We start from the raw sequence: 16,186 nt of genomic DNA, 5'->3' as shown, positions 1-16,186 counted from the left end.
GTCCGTTCGTCCGGCGATTCTCCGGATCCGCGCCGGATCCGCCGCAGACCTGCCGGTGGCGGTGTCCGCACCCCCGTTCACCAGCCGAAACGTGTGTCTCATCATATGGAAACCGGAGGTCGGCGCACCCTCGCTCGGTAGACTGACGCGGACCGCACAACCCCCGCCACCCGGGGGTGCGGGGGCCGAGCGCCCCCGGAAACGACACAAGTCGAGGAGCGCACGTGGGCCTTGTCGTGCAGAAGTACGGCGGCTCATCCGTTGCGGATGCCGAGGGCATCAAGCGCGTGGCCCGTCGAATCGTTGACGCCAAGAAGGCCGGCCATGAGGTCGTCGTCGTGGTGTCCGCGATGGGCGACACGACGGACGAGCTCATCGAACTCGCGGAGCAGGTGTCACCTCTCCCCGCCGGCCGCGAGTTCGACATGCTGCTGACCGCTGGAGAGCGCATCTCCATGGCTCTGCTGGCCATGGCGATCAAATCCCTGGGACACGAGGCGCAGTCCTTCACAGGCAGCCAGGCCGGTGTCATCACCGACTCCGTCCACAACAAGGCGCGCATCATCGACGTGACGCCGGGCCGCATCCGCACCGCCCTGGACGAGGGCAACATCGCGATCGTGGCCGGTTTCCAGGGCGTCTCGCAGAGCAGCAAGGACATCACCACGCTCGGCCGCGGCGGCTCGGACACCACCGCCGTCGCCCTCGCCGCCGCGCTGCGGGCCGAGGTCTGCGAGATCTACACCGACGTGGACGGCGTGTTCACCGCCGACCCGCGTGTGGTCAAGAAGGCCCGCAAGATCGACTGGATCGCGTACGAGGACATGCTGGAGCTGGCCTCGTCCGGTTCCAAGGTGCTGCTCGACCGCTGTGTGGAGTACGCGCGGCGCTACAACATCCCGATTCACGTACGCTCGTCCTTCTCGGGCCTTCCCGGGACGATCGTCAGCAACGACAACCCGCACAAGCCCGAAGGGGGCGAGATGGAGCAGGCCATCATCTCCGGAGTCGCCCACGACACTTCCGAGGCCAAGGTCACGGTCGTCGGAGTGCCGGACAAGCCGGGCGAGGCGGCGCGCATCTTCCGCGCCATCGCCGACGCCGAGGTCAACATCGACATGGTGGTGCAGAACGTCTCCGCCGCGTCGACCGGGCTGACCGACATCTCGTTCACCCTGCCGAAGACCGAGGGCCAGAAGGCCATCGACGCGCTCGACCGGGTCAAGGACGGCATCGGCTACGAGTCGCTCCGCTACGACGACGCGATCGGCAAGATCTCGCTGGTCGGCGCGGGCATGCGCTCCAACCCGGGCGTCACCGCGACCTTCTTCGAGGCGCTGTCCGCGGCCGGCGTCAACATCGAGCTGATCTCCACCTCGGAGATCCGCATCTCGGTGGTCACCCGCGCCGAGGACGTCAACGCGGCCGTCCGGGCCGTGCACACCGCGTTCGGCCTGGACAGCGAGACGGACGAGGCCGTCGTCTACGGAGGCACCGGGCGATGACCCGGCGGCCGAACCTCGCCGTCGTCGGCGCCACCGGCGCGGTCGGCGAGGTGCTCCTCGGCCTGCTCTCCCTCCGCCGGGACATCTGGGGCGAGATCCGTCTCGCCGCCTCCCCGCGCACGGCCGGCCGCAAGTCGGTCGTGCGCGGGGAGCCCGTCGAGGTGCTGCCGCTCACCGAGGAGTTCTTCGACGGGATCGACGTCGCGGTGTTCGCCGTCCCCGCGGAGATCGCCGCCCGGTGGGCGCCGATCGCGGCCGCCAAGGGCGTCGTGGCGGTCGACACCTCGCACGCCTTCCGGCTGGACGAGGCCGTCCCGCTGGTGGTGCCCGAGGTCAACGCGGCCGCGGTGCGGATGCGCTCGCGCGGCATCGTCGCCTGCCCCGACTCCACCACGCTGACGATGATCGCGGCGCTCGGCGCGCTGCACGCCGAGTACGGGCTCGCGGCCCTGGTCGTCGCCTCCTACCAGGCCGCCTCCGGGCTCGGCCGGGCCGGCACCGACGCGCTGCGCGGACAGCTCGCCCAGGTGGCCGGCACCGAGGTCGGCGAGCAGACCGGCGACCTGCGCGCGGCGATCGCCGACCACGGACCGTTCACCGCCCCGCTCGTGCTCAACGCGGTGCCCTGGGCGGGCACGCTCACCGACGGCGGCTGGTCCTCCGAGGAGCGCACGGTGCGGGACGAGTCCCGCAAGGTCTTGGGCCTGCCCGGGCTCAAGGTCTCCGCCACCTGCGTCCGGATCCCGGTGATCCGCACCCACTCGGTCGCCGTGCACGCGGTGTTCGAGCGCGAGGTCACCCAGGAGCACGCCCGGGAGATCCTGCGGGACGCCCCCGGAGTGGTGCTGTACGACGACCCGGCGGCGGGCGAGTACCCGACGCCGAACGACGTGGTGGGGACCGACCCGGTGTGGGTCGGGCGGCTGCGGCGGGCGCTGGACGACCCGAACGCGCTGGACCTCTTCCTCTGTGGGGACAACCTGCGCAGGGGCGCGGCGCTGAACGCGGTTCAGATCGCCGAGCTGGTGGCGGACGAGGCCGCGCTCGGCTGAGGTGGCGGCTTCGGTCGTCCGGTGACTCGGTCGTCTGACGTGGTTCACCGACATGGTCGCCTGCCGCCTCAGGCGGGGTCTGCGCGGTTTGTTCGCGGACCGCTTGAGGAATCCTCGCCGAATCCCCTGGAGGGGTATCCGGCCCATGCGGGAGAATGTCCGCCGGGCTGGGCAACCATGACAGGGGATCGAGTGTCCAACGGGCGTGGCGAACGTGATGGTGGGGGCAGGGGCGGGCATCTCGGCGGCAGCCGCGGTGACGTTCCCGTCGCGTGCCCAGCGGCCTGCGAATAGGCCGGACGACAGCAAGATGACGGCAGTCGCACCAGGCGCCGCTGACTCCGGCGCCGGTACCGCTGCGGGTTCCGCCGCCGGTACCAGCGAGGATCTGCTCACCGAGACCTATCAGGCCCACTACCGCTCGCTGTTGCGGCTGGCCGCGCTCCTCCTCGACGACCTGTCGAGCTGTGAGGACGTGGTCCAGGAGGCCTTCATCCGAGTGCACGCGGCCCGCCGCCGGGTGCGCGAACCCGAGAAGACCCTCGCCTACCTGCGGCAGACGGTGGTCAACCTGTCCCGCTCGACACTGCGGCGCAGGATCCTCGGACTGCGACTTCTGCAGAAGCCGATGCCTGACATGGCCAGTGCAGAAGAAGGGGCCTACGATGCGCTGGAGCGCGACCAGTTGAAGGCCGCGCTACGGGGTCTGCAACGCCGTCAGCGGGAGGTTCTGGTGCTGCGCTACTTCGTGGACATGACGGAGGCGCAGGTCGCGGAGGCCCTGGGCATCTCGCTCGGCTCGGTGAAGGCGTACGGCTCACGCGGGCTCGCGGCACTGCGGGTCCAGATGGAGGCCGGGCATGGCTGAGGACGGACGGACGGGCGGCAACGGCTTCCGGGGAGCGCCCGGGGCACCTGGGGTGCCGGGGGGAGTGCCCGGCGGGTTGTCCGGGGGGTTGCCCGGTGGGGCTTTCGGCGGGACTTCCGGTGGGGCTTTCGGTGGGGCGGCCGAGGGGGTGTCCGGCGACGTGTATGACGCCGCGGACCCGCTCGATCCGGAAGAGCGGATGGTCCGCGCGCTGATGCAACGGGCGGTCGCCGAGGTCCAGCCCGACCCCGGCGGCCTGCACCGCATCCGCCGCGCGGTGCCGCGCAGACGGGCCGTCCGGCGCGGCGCCTGGACCGGCGCCGCCGCCCTGGCCGCCGTCGTCTCCGTCCTGCTGCCGGCCCTGCACGACGACGACCACCTCGGACTCTCCGGCGGCCCCGGCTCGCCCAGCGCGCACGGTGGGAACAGCGCCACGGCCGGCAGCGGCGCCCCGATCGGCGGCGGCACCCTCGGACCCGGCCAGCCGCCCGCCGTCGGCACCGGCACCCCGACCGACCCGGGCAGCCCGTCCGGCACCGCCGGCGCCTCACCGAGCGTCGGGGCCGACACCACCCGCCCGGCCCCCGGCACCTTCGCCCCGGCCCCCGCCGCCAGCACCGGCGGCGGCGACAGCGAGCCGCCGGTCCTCTGCACGCGGGCCGACCTGGGCAACGGCACCGCGCGGCTCGGCCCGGCCGACGCGGCCGGGCGGATCTACGGCTACTTCACGGTCACCAACGTCTCCGCGCGCAGCTGCCGGCTCGGCGGGCCCGGGTCGGTCACCGTCACCGGCACCAGCGGGACGGATGCCGGGCGGATCCGGATCGCCGACCACACGGCGGACGACCCGGCCACCGGCCTGCCGGCGCCCGGCGCCGGTTCCGGGGGCTCGTCCGGTTCCGGTTCCGGTTCCGGGTCCGGGTCCGGATCGGCGGCGGGTGGTGAGGCGGGGGCCGACGCGGTCGGCGGACTCGTCCTGGCGCCCCGGGGCGGGTACCGGGTGGACTTCGGCTGGGTCCCGGACGCGGGCGGCTGCCCCGCTCCGGGCGGTTCGGCCTCGCCGAGCGCCTCCACGGGCTCGGGGCAGAGCACCTCGGGTGCCGGGGGCGGCGGCGGTACCTCCGGCGCGGGGTCGGGCACCGGACCGGGGACGAGTGGCGGCGCGGTGCCGGGCTCGGGTGCCGGCACCGGCACGTCCACGGGCGGCGGAGCGACGGGGGGCGGATCCACGGGCGCCGTCGCCGCGACCGGGGCGCGGCCCGGCGGCCCGGCCACCTCGACGGGTGGCAGTGGCAGTGGCAGTGGCGGCAGCGGTGGTGCCGGCGGCGGCAGTGTGGGCCCCGCGACCGCGGCGGCTCCGGTGGCGGGACCGACCGGGGCACCGAGCACGGCGCCCCAGACGTCCGGCTCGCCGACGGCCAAGCCCACCTCGGCCCCGAGCCCGACGGCGACCCCGACGCCCGGACCCGGCAAGCCCTCGCCGAGCGTCACCATCGCGTACACCCCGGCGCCGGGGAATCCGGCCGCCGCGAGCGCCGTCCTGCCGGGCGCCTGCGCGGGCACGGTCTACCGGACCGTCCCGCAGCCCCTCCCCGCCGCCACCCCGTCCCCGGCACCGACCCCGGGCTCGGGCTCGACCACGACGGCCCCCGCCCCGCCGGCTTCCCCGGCCCCGTCCCCGACCGCGACCCCGAGCACCGCGCCCTCGGGCGGCTGACCCGCGCGCTCGGGCGGCTGACCTGCGCGCTCGGGTGTGCGCCCAGCACAGGAAGTCGGCCGGTCCGACTTCCTATGCGCGGCGGCGACCGGTGGAGGAGGAAGTGCGGGTGGTCGGCCGGGGAAAAAATATGTCGACCGGTCTACTTATTTGTGGGTGGGCTGCGTGCTGTGCGCTGCGCGCTGCCTGCATAGGAAGTCGGACCGGCCGACTTCCTATGCAGCCGGGCCTCAGAATATGTCGACCGGTCTACAGAGAAATGCGCTGCGGCGAGGCTCTGGAGGAAGAAATATGGTGACCGGTCTACATATTCGCCGGGGCTCGCACAGGAAGTCGGCCGGTCCGACTTTCTGCTCCGGGGGGTGGTGTTCGGGGTGGGCCGGGGGCCTGGGGTCGGGCGGGGTGTGAGGAGTGGTTACCGTGGGGGGGTGTACCGGTTCCTCCTCACCCCGCGCTGGCTGAGCGGCACCGCCCTGGCCATGGCGGCCGTGGCGGTGTGCGTCTGGCTCGGCTCCTGGCAGCTCGGCCGGTTCGAGGACAAGGTCTCCTCGCACCAGGAGATCAGCCGGACGGCCGCCGACGGCGGCGCGCCCCGACCGCTCGACGAGCTGCTCGGCGCCGACCGGCCGCAGGTCACCACGGACACCGTGGGCCGCGCCGTCACGGTGACCGGCAGCTTCGACCAGGAGCACCAACTGCTCGTCCCCAACCGGACGTTGGACAGCAAGCAGGGCTACTACGTACTCACCCCGCTGCGCACCGCCGACGGCCGGACGGTCGCCGTGGTCCGCGGCTGGGCACCCGGCGAGCCCGGTACGTCCGGCACGTCCGGGGTGCCCGCTGCGGCGCCCGCCGCCGCGCCCGTCGGCGAGGTGACGGTGACCGGTCGCCTCCAGGCCGGCGAGACCAGTGGCAGCGGCGGTGCGGTGGCCGGCGGGCTCCCCGACGGGCAGCTCGGCACGATCAACAAGGCCGCACTGCTCAACAAGCTCGCGCTCGACGGCTGGTACGACGGCTGGGTGTCCGCCGACGGCGCGCCGGACGGGCTGACCCCGGTGCCGACCGTCCAGCCGCAGGGCGGCAACGGCCTCACCCTGCGGGCGTTCCAGAACCTGGGCTACACGTTGGAGTGGTTCGTCTTCGGCGGCTTCGTCGTCTTCATGTGGTTCCGCCTGCTGCGCCGGGAGTCGGAGGCGGAGCAGGACCGGGCCCTCGGGCTCGACCCGGTCCTGGACTGACGGACCGGTTGATCAGCGGGTCGGCTTCACCGGCGGCACGGCCGGTACGACCGGCTTGGACGGGACGGCGGGCACGGCCGGGGCGGACGCGGACGGCGTCGGTGGCGGCGTAGGCGCGACCGTCGCGGACGGTGAGCCGGTCGGTGGCGGGTTGTCGCACCGGCGGCTGCTGTTGTTGCCGTTGCCGTTCCCGCTGCCGTTGTTGTCCGAGTCGTAGGTGTCGGTGTGGTGGCGAGTCTTGCGGCCGCTCTTCGAGCTCTTGGAACCCTTGGAACCGCTGGAGCCGCTGGATCCCTTCGAGCCGGACTTGGCGAGCAGCACCACACCCTGTTCCGCAGTGCTGCCCGCCGAAGTCACGCCCGCCGAAGTCACGCCCGCCGAAGTCACGCCCGCTGAGGTAACGCCGGTCGACGTCACGCCCGCCGACGTCCGGAACGCCGCCTTCACCGCGGTGGAGGCCACCGGCGGCGAGGGCACCGTCGACGGCACCGATGAAGGCACCGACGACGGCGACGACGGCGACGACACGGGCGGCGGGCAGGCCGCGTCCCAGCCGTCGTCGTCGCCGTCCTGACCCGAGCAGCCGGTGAGCAGCAGCGCGCCGGCCACCCCCGCCCCCATGATCGCCAGCAGGCGTCTCACGCGTCCCCCAGTCCCTGCGCCTCGGTGTCCCTGCGCTTCGGTGTCCCTACGCTTCCGTGTCCGCCCGATTGTCGCCTACTGCCCAGCGGCCCCGGCAGCCCCTGCGGCCCCGGAAGCCCCTGCGGCCCCGGCAGCCTCAGCGGCCCCGGCCACCCCCGCCCCGAGGTGCCGCCGCACGAAGTCGATCTCCAGCCGCAGCTGCTTGATCCGCTCGTCGACGACCAGCGAGCCGTGCCCGGCGTCGTACCGGTACACCTCGTGCGGCTTGCCGAGCGCCGCGAGCCGCTCCACGTAGTTGTCGATCTGCCGGATCGGGCAGCGCGGGTCGTTCACCCCGGCGCTGATGTAGACCGGCACCCGCACCTGCTCGACGTAGGTCAGCGGCGAGGAGGCCGTCCAGCGCTCGGGCACCTCCTCGGGCGTGCCGCCGAACAGCGTGCGGTCGATCGCCTTCAGCGCCTCCATCTCGTCGTCGTACGCGGTCAGGTAGTCCGCGACCGGGACGGCGGCGACGCCGAGGCTCCACAGTTCGGGCTGCGCGCCGAGGCCGAGCAGGGTGAGGTAGCCGCCCCAGGAGCCGCCGGACAGCACCAGCCGGTCCGGGTCGGCGAGCCCGCTGTCGACCGCCCAGGCGCGGACGGCGGCGATGTCCTCCAGCTCGATCAGGCCGACCCGCTCGCGCAGCGCGTCGGTCCAGGCCTGGCCGTAGCCGGTGGAGCCGCGGTAGTTGACCCGGACCACCGCGAAGCCGTGGTCCAGCCAGGCGGCCGGACCGGCGGCGAAGGAGTCGCTGTCGTGGTGGGTCGGTCCGCCGTGGATCTCGAAGACGGTCGGGAACGGGCCGTCGCCCAGCCCCGCCCCGGCCGGCCGCTGCACCAGCGCGTGCACCCGGCCGCCGGGCCCGTCCACCCAGACGTCCTCGACCGGCACCGAGCCGGGCGGGACGGCGCCGGGCGCGCGCAGCACCACGGTGCCGGCGGTGGAGCGGACGGCGGACGGCTCGGCGGCGGAGGACCAGAGGAACTCGACGGTACCGTCCGGGCGGGCGGTCGCGCCGCCGACGGTGCCGCGCGGGGTGTCCAGGCGGGTGAGCACCGCGTCGTCCAGCCGGTACGAGAACAGCTCGCTGCGCGCCTCGTACTCGTGGTCGATCAGCAGCGAACGGCCGTCGGGCCGCCACTGCGCGGAGAGGTCGCCGGGCAGTTCGCGGCCCTGTTCGTCGCGGAGCTCCAGCGCGGTCTCGGTGCCGGCGGCGACGTCCCAGATCACCGGTTCCCAGCGGCCGGTGCGCTGGTGGGCGACGAGCAGCCGGGTGTCGCCGTCGAGCGGGGCGAAGCCGAGGCAGGACACGCCGCGCGGCTCGTCGTGGCCGGTGACCTCGTCCAGTTCGGCGACGGTCGCGCCGTCGGCGAGGCGGATCACCCGGATCGCGCCGTGCATGGCGTCGCCGTGCTCGGTGTGGTCGATGGCCAGCAGGCTGCTGTCGTGGCTGAGGTCGCCGACGCCGCCGTACTCGGCGTGCCGGTAGATCTCGACGGCCTCGGGCGCGCCGGGGCGGCGCAGGTGCAGGGTGGTGCCGTCCTCGTCGGTGGACCGGCCGACCACGACGGTGCCGTCCCGGCCCAGCGCGAGGCCCGCCTCGTAGGAGGGGGCGAGGCCGGGGACGGCCTCCTCGTCGGGGCCCTCGGCGCCCTCGGGACGGCCGGCGAACGGCTGGCGGCGCCAGATGCCGAACTCGTCGCCGTCGCTGTCGTCGAACCACCAGATCCACTCCCCGTCGGGGGACAGCTCGGCGTCGGTGGTGCCGTTCGGACGGTCGGTGGCCCGCCGGTGGGTGTCGGTGGCGCGGTCCCAGGCGTAGATCTCGTAGGTGCCGCTCGCGTTGGACACGTACAGCGCCCGGTCGGGGGCGTCGTCCGCCCAGTCCGGCAGGGAAACCCGGGCCGCCCTGAAGCGCTGCTCCCACGCCGGTACGGCGCTCTTCTCCTCGCTCATCCACCCATCCAACCCGATCGGGGGGAGGAAACGGAACGGAAGGGCGAAACGGAGCGGGAGACCCCGCCGAAGTGGCCCGGCCGTCCGCCGGCGGCCCGCCCCGTCTGTCCTCCCGGACCGGTGCGTCCCGCTCAGGTCGTCCGGCGCGGCAGCAGCTGTACCAGCGCCGCCAGCAGCAGTTCCAGCACCGCCAGCGCCCCGAGGCAGCGCCCGAACGCGGCCGCCGGGTCGACTGCCGGGGAGACGGTCGCGCCCACGGCCTGGGCGCCGCCCGCGCCGTAGTACAGGAGCCCGATCAGCGCGACCCCGAGCGCCCCCGCCACCTGCTGGACGGTGGCCAGCACCCCTGCGGCCGAGCCGGCCAGCCGCGGTTCGACCCCGGCCAGGACGACCGAGGTCACCGGCGCGATCACCAGCCCCATCCCGAGGCCGTCCACGAACAGGCCGGGCGCCAGCCACCACACGCTGCCGGTCGGCCCGGCGGCGTGCACGGCGAGTTCCAGCAGGCCCAGCCCGGCGGCCATCAGCAGCCCGCCCAGCGCGATCGCCTGCCGGCCGAGCCGGGCGGCGACGCGGTGCGCGGTGGTGGAGGTGACGAGGTAGCCGAGGCCGATCGCGGTGAACACCAGGCCGGCGCCGAGCGCGTCCAGGCCGCGGCCGGGCTGCAGGTAGAGCGCGAGGACCAGGAAGAACGAGGCCTGGCCGAGCCAGAAGGCCAGCTGGGCGACCAGACCGGCGGTGAACGCGCGGCTGCCGAACAGCCGGGTGTCGACCAGCGGCGAACCGCCCGCCCGGGCGGCGCGGCGCTGGTGGACGGCGAAGAGCGCGAGCAGCGCGGCCGAGCCGCCCAGGCAGAGCCACGTCCACAGCGGCCAGCCCGCCTCCCGGCCCTGGATCAGCGGCAGGACGAGGCCGGTCAGCGCGAGGGTGACCAGGCCGACGCCCACCGGGTCCAGCCCGGGCCGCCGCGGCGCGCGCGACTCCGGCAGGCAGCGGCGGACCAGGGCGAGCGCGGCCAGGCCGACCGGCAGGTTGAGCAGGAAGCAGCTGCGCCACTCCAGGCCGAACAGGTCGGCGCGGATCAGCACCCCGCCGATCAGCTGGCCGAACACCGCGCCGAGGCCCATGGTCAGCCCGTACATCGCGAACGCCCGGGCCTGCGCCGCGCCGGCGAACGCGGTCCGCAGGATCGCCAGCACCTGCGGGCCCATCAGCGCCGCCGCCAGCCCCTGCGCGACCCGGGCGCCGACCAGCGCGCCCGCCGTCGGGGCCAGCCCGCAGGCCGCCGAGGCCAGCGTGAACAGGGCCAGGCCGAGCCCGAACACCCGGCGCCGGCCGTACCGGTCGCCGAGGCGTCCGGCGGTGATCAGCCCGACGGCGAGGGCCAGGCCGAAGCCGGCGACCACCCATTGGACGGCGGCCGGTCCGGCTCTCAGGTCGGTCTGGAGGGAGGGAATGGCGACGTTGACGACGAAGACGTCGAGGGCGGTCATGAAGGTGGCGGTCAGCACGACCGCCAGCAGGCCCCGGGGAGCGGGGGCGACGGGTGCCGCGGCCGGGGTCGTGGTCGGGGTCAGGGCGGGTCGGCGCAGGATGGTGGACAACTCTGCGTCTCCTTCGATGAGTTGAGGACGGCCGGGCGGGCGCCGAGGGGGTGACGCCCGCCCGGTCCGGGTGGGGTTCAGGCGCCGGGGACGCGGTCCAGGAAGCCGAACACCGAGGCGATCCGGCCGTCCGCGTCGGCGACCAGCACGTCGAACCCGATCACCAGCGGCTCGGGCGCCCCGGCCGGGCCCAGGTGCCAGGTGAACCGGGCGATGTCGTGGTGCGCGTCGACCGGTCCGAGGGTGAACTCCATCCCGGCGAACTGCGCCTGGGCCGCGCCGATCAGCGCGTCGACGCCCGCCCGGCCGGTGACCGAGGCCAGCGGGTCGGTGTAGCGGCCGTCCTCGGCCCACGCCTCGTCGATCAGCTTCCGGCGGGCGGCCGGGTCGGTCTCGTTCCAGGCGGCGAGGTAGCGCTCGACGAGGTGCCGGAGGTTGTCGGCCATGGTCTTCTCCCTTGTCCCGAAGGTTCGTTGGGCGGTTCGTTTCCGCTGGTCATGAAGGTACGGACGGCGGGCGGCGGGCGAATCCGTCATGGATAGGTAGGGGTGTACGTAGGTCCCGCCAGTAGGGTCGGGAGCATGGGGACGGGGACGCTGTACGGGCGGGAGCGGGAGCAGGCCGCCGTCGACGCGCTGCTCGACGGGGCGCGGGACGGCCGCAGCGGGGTGCTGGTGCTGCGCGGTGAGCCGGGCATCGGGAAGACGGCGCTGCTGGAGTACGCGGTGGCGGCGGCCGCCGGGGCGTTCCGGGTGGTGCGGGCGGCGGGGGTCGAGTACGAGGCCGAACTCCCTTTCGCGGGGCTGAGTTTGCTGCTGGCACCCGGACTGGACGGGTTGGCGGCGCTGCCGGGGCCGCAACGGCGGTCGCTGGAGGGCGCGTTCGGACTCGGAGAGGGGGGCGGCGGGCCCGGCGACCGGCTGCTCACCGGGCTGGCCACGCTCGGACTGCTCGCCGAACTGGCAGCCGAGCGGCCACTGTTGTGCGTCGTCGACGACGTGCAGTGGCTGGACCGTTCCTCGCTGGACGCCCTGCTGATCGCGGCCCGGCGGCTCCAGGTGGAGGGCGTCGCCCTGCTGCTCGCCGCCCGGGACGGCGGTCCGGCGGGCGCGGACGGGTTGCCGCTCGCCGGGCTGCCCGAGCTCCGGCTGTCCGGGCTCGCCGAATCGGACGCGACCCGCCTGCTCGACGCCCGCCTGCTCGACGCCCGTTCCGGCGCGGGTTTGGCCGAACCCACTCGCCGCCGACTGCTCGCCGAAGCCGCCGGCAACCCGCTGGCGCTCGTCGAACTCCCCATCCCTGAAGGGGAATCCACCCCCGGCGGGCTGGCCCTCACCAGCCGGCTGCAGATCGCCTTCCACGGCCAGGTCACCGGCCTGCCCCCGGCCACCCAGACGCTGCTGCTGCTCGCCGCCGCCGAGGAGAACGGCGAACTGGACGTCGTCCTGGCGGCCGCCGCCCACCTCGGGGCGCCCGGCGCGGAGGCCCTGACGCCCGCCGAGCAGGCTGGCCTGGTCACCGTCGGCACCGACCGCCGGCTCGCCTTCCGCCACCCGCTGCTGCGCGCCGCCGTGCTCCAACGGGCGCCGCTCCAGCAGCGGTTGGCGGCCCACCGGGCGATCGGCGAGGCGCTGGAGGACGGCGACCGGCGCACCTGGCACCTGGCACTGGCCGCGACCGCACCGGACGCCGAGCTGGCCGACGCGCTGGAGCGAGCAGCCCTGCGGGCCGAGTCGCGCGGCGCCCACGGCGGCGCCGCGGCCGCGTACGAGCGCGCCGCCGGGCTCACCCCGGACCGCGACGGCGCGACCCGGCGGCTGGTGCTCGCCGCCGAAGCGGCCACCGAGGAGGGGAAGTTGGCGCAGGCGGAGGCGCTGGCCGAACGGGCCGGAGCGCGGACCGACGACGTCTTCGTGCACGCCCTGCTCGACCAGGTCCGGGCGGTCGCGCACTTCTGGCGCGGCGCGTACCCGGCCGCCTACCGGCTGCTGCTGGACGCGGCCGGGACCGACATCGAGCCCGCGCACGCCGCCCGGATGCTGCTCCAGGCCTTCCACGCCGCCTGGTACGTCGGCGAGGACGCGGTGGCGACCGTGCTGGACCGGCTGGCGGCGCTGCCGCTCGGGCCGCGGGGGCCGCTCGCCCCGTTGGCCCGGCACCTGCCGGCGGCCGTGCTGCCCGCGCTGGGGCGGACGGCCGAACCGGCGCCGGACGTCCGCGCCACCGTCGAGGCGGCGCGGAAGGCGGGTGCGGAGAGCCCGGTCGACCTGGTGCAGCTGTGCGGGGCGACGCTCGTCCTCGGGCGGGACGCCGAGACGCTGGAGCTGGCCGGTGAACTCGTCGCCGAGGCCCGGGCCAAGGGGGCCGTCGGGGTGCTGCCGACCCTCCAGTTCTTCCTCGCCGAGGCCGAACTCTTCCACGGGCGGCACCGGGACGCCGAGGTCACCGCGAGCGAGGCGTACGCGCTCGCCCGGGACACCGGGCAGGGCCAGTGGACCAGCCAACTCGCGGCGATCCTGGCCTGCTCGGCAGCACTGGGCGGGTCGGACGAGCGGTGCGTCGAGCTGGCCGCCGAGGCGCTCGCGTCCGGCTCCTCCGCCCCGGCGGCGGGCGAGCCCTGGGCGCAGTGGGCGCTCGGGCTGCTGGACCTGGGGCGGGGCCGGGCCGGGGCGGCCGCCGACCGGTTGCACACGCTCACCACCGGGCCGTACCGGCACCACGTCGGCGCGACGCGGGCGGTGCCGGACCTGGTCGAGGCGGCCGTGCGGGTCGGTGAGCCGGGGCGGGCGGCGGAACCGTACGAGCGGTTCGCCCGCTGGGCGGGCGCGGCGGGGACGCCGTGGGCGGAGGCGCTGCGGCTGCGCTGCCAGGCGCTGCTCGGTCCGGACGAGCTGGCGGAGTCCGCGTACCGAGGTGCACTGGACCTGCACGAAGGCACCCACCGCCCGTTCGAACAGGCCCGTACGGCGCTGCTGTACGGCGAGTGGCTGCGCCGCGAACGGCGGCGAACGGACGCCCGTCCGCACCTGAGCGCCGCCTTGGAGACCTTCGAACGGGTGGGCGCCCGCCCCTGGGCGGACCGGGCACGGACGGAGCTCACCGCCACCGGCACCGCAGCCCCGGCGGACACCCCACCGGGCGCGCTCACCTCACTGACCCCACAGGAGCTGCAGATCGCCCGGTTGGCCGCCCAGGGCCTGACCAACCGGGATATCGCGGCTCAGCTGTTCCTCAGCCCGAGGACGGTGGGCCACCATCTCTACAAGGCCTATCCGAAGCTCGGGATCGCCTCACGGACGGAGCTGGCAGCGCTGTTCTGACGGCGGCGGGCCCCTACTCGGCGGGGATGCCGCGGAGGAGGAAGGGCAGGTGGGCGCCGCGGGCGAGGGCGTCCAGGGCCTCGACGGTGCGGCGGTGCTGCTCGGTGTCCATGGCGTCGCGCAGTTGGGCCTGGTGGAGCCAGTGGACGCCGGTGATGGTGTGCGGCGGGCGATGGCGCGCGACGGTGGTCTCCTGGGCGGGGGTGAGTCGTCCTCCCCAGTAGACGAAGTTGACTCCTTCCGGGAGGAGTTGGGCGTCGACGTAGTCCGTCGCGAGGATTCTGCGGAGCGGGAGGACGAGGCCCGTCTCGGTCTCGATGTGCCGGCGCGCGGCGAGGTGGGGGAGTTCGTTCTGCTCGGCGCTGCCGCCGGGCATCATCAGCCCCGACTTGTACGCGGTCCCGACGAGCAGGATCGCGCCGTCGCGGTTGAGGATGAGGGCCTGGTGGCCGAGGCGGCGGCCGGGCGGGTTGGTGAGGATCGACGGCAGGTTGTGCAGCATGGAGGCTCCAAGGTCGAGGAGGTGGTCCCTGCCCGGCTCGCGCGGGGGTCGCGAGCCGGGCAGGGAGGAGTCAGTGGTTCTCGCCGCCGGGGTCATGAGGCGGCGAGAGCCGGGCGAAGCAGGCCGGGAGCCCGGCCGAGATTCCGGCGGCCAGGATGAGGCCGAAGATGAGGAGTTGGGGCCCGAGTGGTCCGTCGTGGATCGGCCAGCAGACGAGGCCGGCGGCGAGAGCACTGAGTGCCGGGACGGCGAGCGCCGTGATGACGAGCGAGAGCGGACGGCTCACGCCGCGTCGCCGGCGCGCGGCCGGCTGGGCTTCTGGACGGTGACGAAGCGGGGCTGGGGCAGGGGCTGGACGTGCTCGGGCTTGGTCGTCCACTCGCAGCCGCCGTTCTCGTGGCGGAGGTAGGCGAGCCCGGCGAGGTTGTCCATGAAGACGGCCTCGGTGGGCTGGCCGGAGGGGTTGCGGTGCGCGAGGTCGCGGACGACCTCGCCGACCTGGGGCCGATGGGTGGGGGTGGGGTTCTTTCGCACCATGGCGATCGCTCCCTTGTGTAGTCGGTTCACTACCCGGGGCAACCCACTGTGGCGTACAGTCGAAGCCGCCCTCAACGTGTCAGGCGTGCTCGGAGAGTAAGGACGCTGGTCCGTGAACAAGGTTGAGCTGGACCCGGATTCGTCGCCCGCAGCTGCGTTCGGTGCCTTTCTCCGCACCTCGCGCGAGGCCCGAGGGTGGACTCAGGACGATCTCTCGAAGGCAGTGGGCTACTCGGCGACGCACGTGTCGGCCGTGGAAACTGGTCGACGCCCGCCAACGCGCCCGTTTGCCCTGAAACTTGACGTGGTCTTCGGAACCGATGGCGTGTTCAAGCGCCGGGCCGGCGAGGTGAAGTACACGGCGCTGTTGGAAGGTTTCCCGGAGTACGTCTTCCACGAGCGCCGCGCCGTCGAGCTCAGGCTCTTCGTGCTTGGGATCGTGCCGGGCCTGCTCCAGACCAAGGAGTACGCGGCGGCCATCGCCACCGGGGCGGTGCGCCGAGGGAGTATCACGCCGGAGCAGGCCGAGGAGCGGGTGAAGGTGCTCGCCAGTCGGCAGAAGCAACTGCGCCGCGAGCCCTCGCCGCTGGTCCACGTGGTCATGGACGAGAGCTGCATCCGAAGGCCGGTCGGAGGTCCGTCGGTCATGGCCGGGCAGTTGGACCACCTGATCGCCTTCGCCGAACTGCCGCACACCGTGCTTCAGCTGGCCCCGTACGCCATAGGGGAGGACCGCGCGTTCGACCTGCCGGTGAACGTGTTGACGCTTCCCGACCGCTCCCTCATGTCCTATGCGGAATCCGCCCAGCAGGGGCACCTGGAGCGGGACAACGACGCGGTGCTGCCGGTGTTGACGGCCTACTATCAGATGCAGGCCCTCGCGCTCTCCCAGGCGGAGTCCGTGGCCGTGATTCGCCAGCTGAGAAAGGAACTGCCGTGATCGCCGAGCCCCAGTGGTTCAAGTCCTCGTACAGCAGCAACGGCGGCGACTGCGTCGAGGTCGCGCGGAACCTCGTCGCCGCTGGCCTCGTCCCCGTCCGTGACTCCAAGGACCCCCACGGGCCCGCGCTCGCCTTCCCGGCCGCCGCCTTCGCCTCCTTCATCACCGCCGTCCAGGCCGGCGAGTTCGACACCGTCTGACCGCACCCCGCCCATGAGCCCGCGGAGTGGGACGGGGGGCCGGCCCCCGTGCCACACCCCCGCCCG

The 16,186-nt window shown here is 74.3% G+C and carries 16 protein-coding genes; 9 read left to right on the top strand and 7 right to left on the bottom strand.

Annotation, left to right across the window (positions count from 1 at the left end):
• The first annotated feature begins 224 nt into the window (after nucleotides 1–224).
• From AB0N76_RS15735 to AB0N76_RS15715, 5 genes are all read left to right on the top strand, one after another.
• On the top strand, nucleotides 225–1,505 hold the full coding sequence (locus AB0N76_RS15735; RefSeq protein WP_363557309.1) for an aspartate kinase: 1,281 nt from the start codon (nucleotides 225–227) through the stop codon (nucleotides 1,503–1,505).
• The gene (locus AB0N76_RS15730) at nucleotides 1,502–2,557 is read left to right on the top strand and encodes an aspartate-semialdehyde dehydrogenase (RefSeq protein WP_363557307.1); all 1,056 of its coding nucleotides are present in this window, start codon (nucleotides 1,502–1,504) and stop codon (nucleotides 2,555–2,557) included. Before AB0N76_RS15735 ends, AB0N76_RS15730 begins: the two co-directional genes overlap by 4 nt.
• A gap of 310 nt (nucleotides 2,558–2,867) precedes the next feature.
• Nucleotides 2,868–3,425 (top strand): SigE family RNA polymerase sigma factor, encoded by a 558-nt coding sequence (locus AB0N76_RS15725; protein ID WP_363557428.1) that lies wholly within the window; start codon nucleotides 2,868–2,870, stop codon nucleotides 3,423–3,425.
• Nucleotides 3,426–3,585: 160 nt separating this feature from the next.
• On the top strand, nucleotides 3,586–5,142 hold the full coding sequence (locus AB0N76_RS15720) for a hypothetical protein (RefSeq protein ID WP_363557305.1): 1,557 nt from the start codon (nucleotides 3,586–3,588) through the stop codon (nucleotides 5,140–5,142).
• Between the two features lie 428 nt (nucleotides 5,143–5,570).
• Entirely contained in the window at nucleotides 5,571–6,380 is an 810-nt protein-coding gene (locus tag AB0N76_RS15715; protein WP_363557303.1) for an SURF1 family protein, read from the top strand.
• 12 nt (nucleotides 6,381–6,392) lie between these two features.
• On the opposite strand, the gene AB0N76_RS15710 is transcribed toward AB0N76_RS15715, so the two are convergent.
• The gene (locus AB0N76_RS15710; protein WP_363557301.1) at nucleotides 6,393–6,704 is read right to left on the bottom strand and encodes a hypothetical protein; all 312 of its coding nucleotides are present in this window, start codon (nucleotides 6,702–6,704) and stop codon (nucleotides 6,393–6,395) included.
• Nucleotides 6,705–6,717: 13 nt separating this feature from the next.
• Between AB0N76_RS15710 and AB0N76_RS15705 the strand changes: the two genes are divergently transcribed.
• On the top strand, nucleotides 6,718–6,954 hold the full coding sequence (locus AB0N76_RS15705; protein WP_363557299.1) for a hypothetical protein: 237 nt from the start codon (nucleotides 6,718–6,720) through the stop codon (nucleotides 6,952–6,954).
• A 143-nt stretch (nucleotides 6,955–7,097) separates the two neighbouring features.
• Here AB0N76_RS15705 and AB0N76_RS15700 read toward each other — a convergent pair whose 3' ends face one another.
• The 3 genes from AB0N76_RS15700 to AB0N76_RS15690 form a co-directional block, all read right to left on the bottom strand.
• Nucleotides 7,098–9,017 carry a prolyl oligopeptidase family serine peptidase gene (locus tag AB0N76_RS15700; RefSeq protein ID WP_363557297.1) on the bottom strand — a complete coding sequence of 640 codons (1,920 nt, stop codon included), beginning with the start codon at nucleotides 9,015–9,017 and terminating at the stop codon, nucleotides 7,098–7,100.
• Between the two features lie 131 nt (nucleotides 9,018–9,148).
• Nucleotides 9,149–10,621 (bottom strand): MFS transporter, encoded by a 1,473-nt coding sequence (locus AB0N76_RS15695; RefSeq protein WP_363557295.1) that lies wholly within the window; start codon nucleotides 10,619–10,621, stop codon nucleotides 9,149–9,151.
• 77 nt (nucleotides 10,622–10,698) lie between these two features.
• Complete coding sequence (locus AB0N76_RS15690) at nucleotides 10,699–11,067, bottom strand: nuclear transport factor 2 family protein (protein ID WP_363557293.1); 369 nt, start codon at nucleotides 11,065–11,067, stop codon at nucleotides 10,699–10,701.
• A 135-nt stretch (nucleotides 11,068–11,202) separates the two neighbouring features.
• Here AB0N76_RS15690 and AB0N76_RS15685 point away from each other — a divergent pair, with 135 nt between their 5' ends.
• The gene (locus AB0N76_RS15685; RefSeq protein ID WP_363557291.1) at nucleotides 11,203–13,941 is read left to right on the top strand and encodes an AAA family ATPase; all 2,739 of its coding nucleotides are present in this window, start codon (nucleotides 11,203–11,205) and stop codon (nucleotides 13,939–13,941) included.
• Between the two features lie 13 nt (nucleotides 13,942–13,954).
• On the opposite strand, the gene AB0N76_RS15680 is transcribed toward AB0N76_RS15685, so the two are convergent.
• The 3 genes from AB0N76_RS15680 to AB0N76_RS15670 all read right to left on the bottom strand — a co-directional run bounded on the left by AB0N76_RS15680 (nucleotide 13,955) and on the right by AB0N76_RS15670 (nucleotide 14,980).
• Nucleotides 13,955–14,443: an NUDIX domain-containing protein gene (locus AB0N76_RS15680; protein WP_363557289.1), complete on the bottom strand. Its 489-nt coding sequence runs from the start codon at nucleotides 14,441–14,443 to the stop codon at nucleotides 13,955–13,957.
• 70 nt (nucleotides 14,444–14,513) lie between these two features.
• A complete protein-coding gene (locus AB0N76_RS15675; RefSeq protein WP_363557287.1) occupies nucleotides 14,514–14,729 on the bottom strand; it encodes a hypothetical protein in 216 nt (71 codons plus the stop codon).
• On the bottom strand, nucleotides 14,726–14,980 hold the full coding sequence (locus AB0N76_RS15670; RefSeq protein WP_363557285.1) for a hypothetical protein: 255 nt from the start codon (nucleotides 14,978–14,980) through the stop codon (nucleotides 14,726–14,728). Before AB0N76_RS15670 ends, AB0N76_RS15675 begins: the two co-directional genes overlap by 4 nt.
• 112 nt (nucleotides 14,981–15,092) lie before the next feature.
• Between AB0N76_RS15670 and AB0N76_RS15665 the strand changes: the two genes are divergently transcribed.
• Nucleotides 15,093–15,920, top strand: coding sequence for a helix-turn-helix transcriptional regulator (locus AB0N76_RS15665; protein WP_363557283.1), 828 nt, complete (start codon nucleotides 15,093–15,095; stop codon nucleotides 15,918–15,920).
• Nucleotides 15,917–16,120 (top strand): DUF397 domain-containing protein, encoded by a 204-nt coding sequence (locus AB0N76_RS15660; RefSeq protein ID WP_363557281.1) that lies wholly within the window; start codon nucleotides 15,917–15,919, stop codon nucleotides 16,118–16,120. The genes AB0N76_RS15665 and AB0N76_RS15660 overlap by 4 nt, the downstream gene beginning before the upstream one ends.
• The last annotated feature ends 66 nt before the right edge of the window (nucleotides 16,121–16,186 follow it).

This window comes from Kitasatospora sp. NPDC093806 (assembly GCF_040683335.1).
Lineage (GTDB): Bacteria > Actinomycetota > Actinomycetes > Streptomycetales > Streptomycetaceae > Kitasatospora.
This window is presented reverse-complemented; position numbering and strand designations above follow the sequence as displayed.

Excerpts from the sequence above, each read along its gene's own strand:
- AB0N76_RS15730 (WP_363557307.1), top strand. The coding sequence starts at position 1,502 with ATGACCCGGCGGCCGAACCTCGCCGTCGTCGGCGCCACCGGCGCGGTC.
- AB0N76_RS15725 (WP_363557428.1), top strand. The coding sequence starts at position 2,868 with ATGACGGCAGTCGCACCAGGCGCCGCTGACTCCGGCGCCGGTACCGCT.
- AB0N76_RS15700 (WP_363557297.1), bottom strand. The coding sequence starts at position 9,017 with ATGAGCGAGGAGAAGAGCGCCGTACCGGCGTGGGAGCAGCGCTTCAGG.
- AB0N76_RS15690 (WP_363557293.1), bottom strand. The coding sequence starts at position 11,067 with ATGGCCGACAACCTCCGGCACCTCGTCGAGCGCTACCTCGCCGCCTGG.
- AB0N76_RS15685 (WP_363557291.1), top strand. The coding sequence starts at position 11,203 with ATGGGGACGGGGACGCTGTACGGGCGGGAGCGGGAGCAGGCCGCCGTC.
- AB0N76_RS15680 (WP_363557289.1), bottom strand. The coding sequence starts at position 14,443 with ATGCTGCACAACCTGCCGTCGATCCTCACCAACCCGCCCGGCCGCCGC.
- AB0N76_RS15670 (WP_363557285.1), bottom strand. The coding sequence starts at position 14,980 with ATGGTGCGAAAGAACCCCACCCCCACCCATCGGCCCCAGGTCGGCGAG.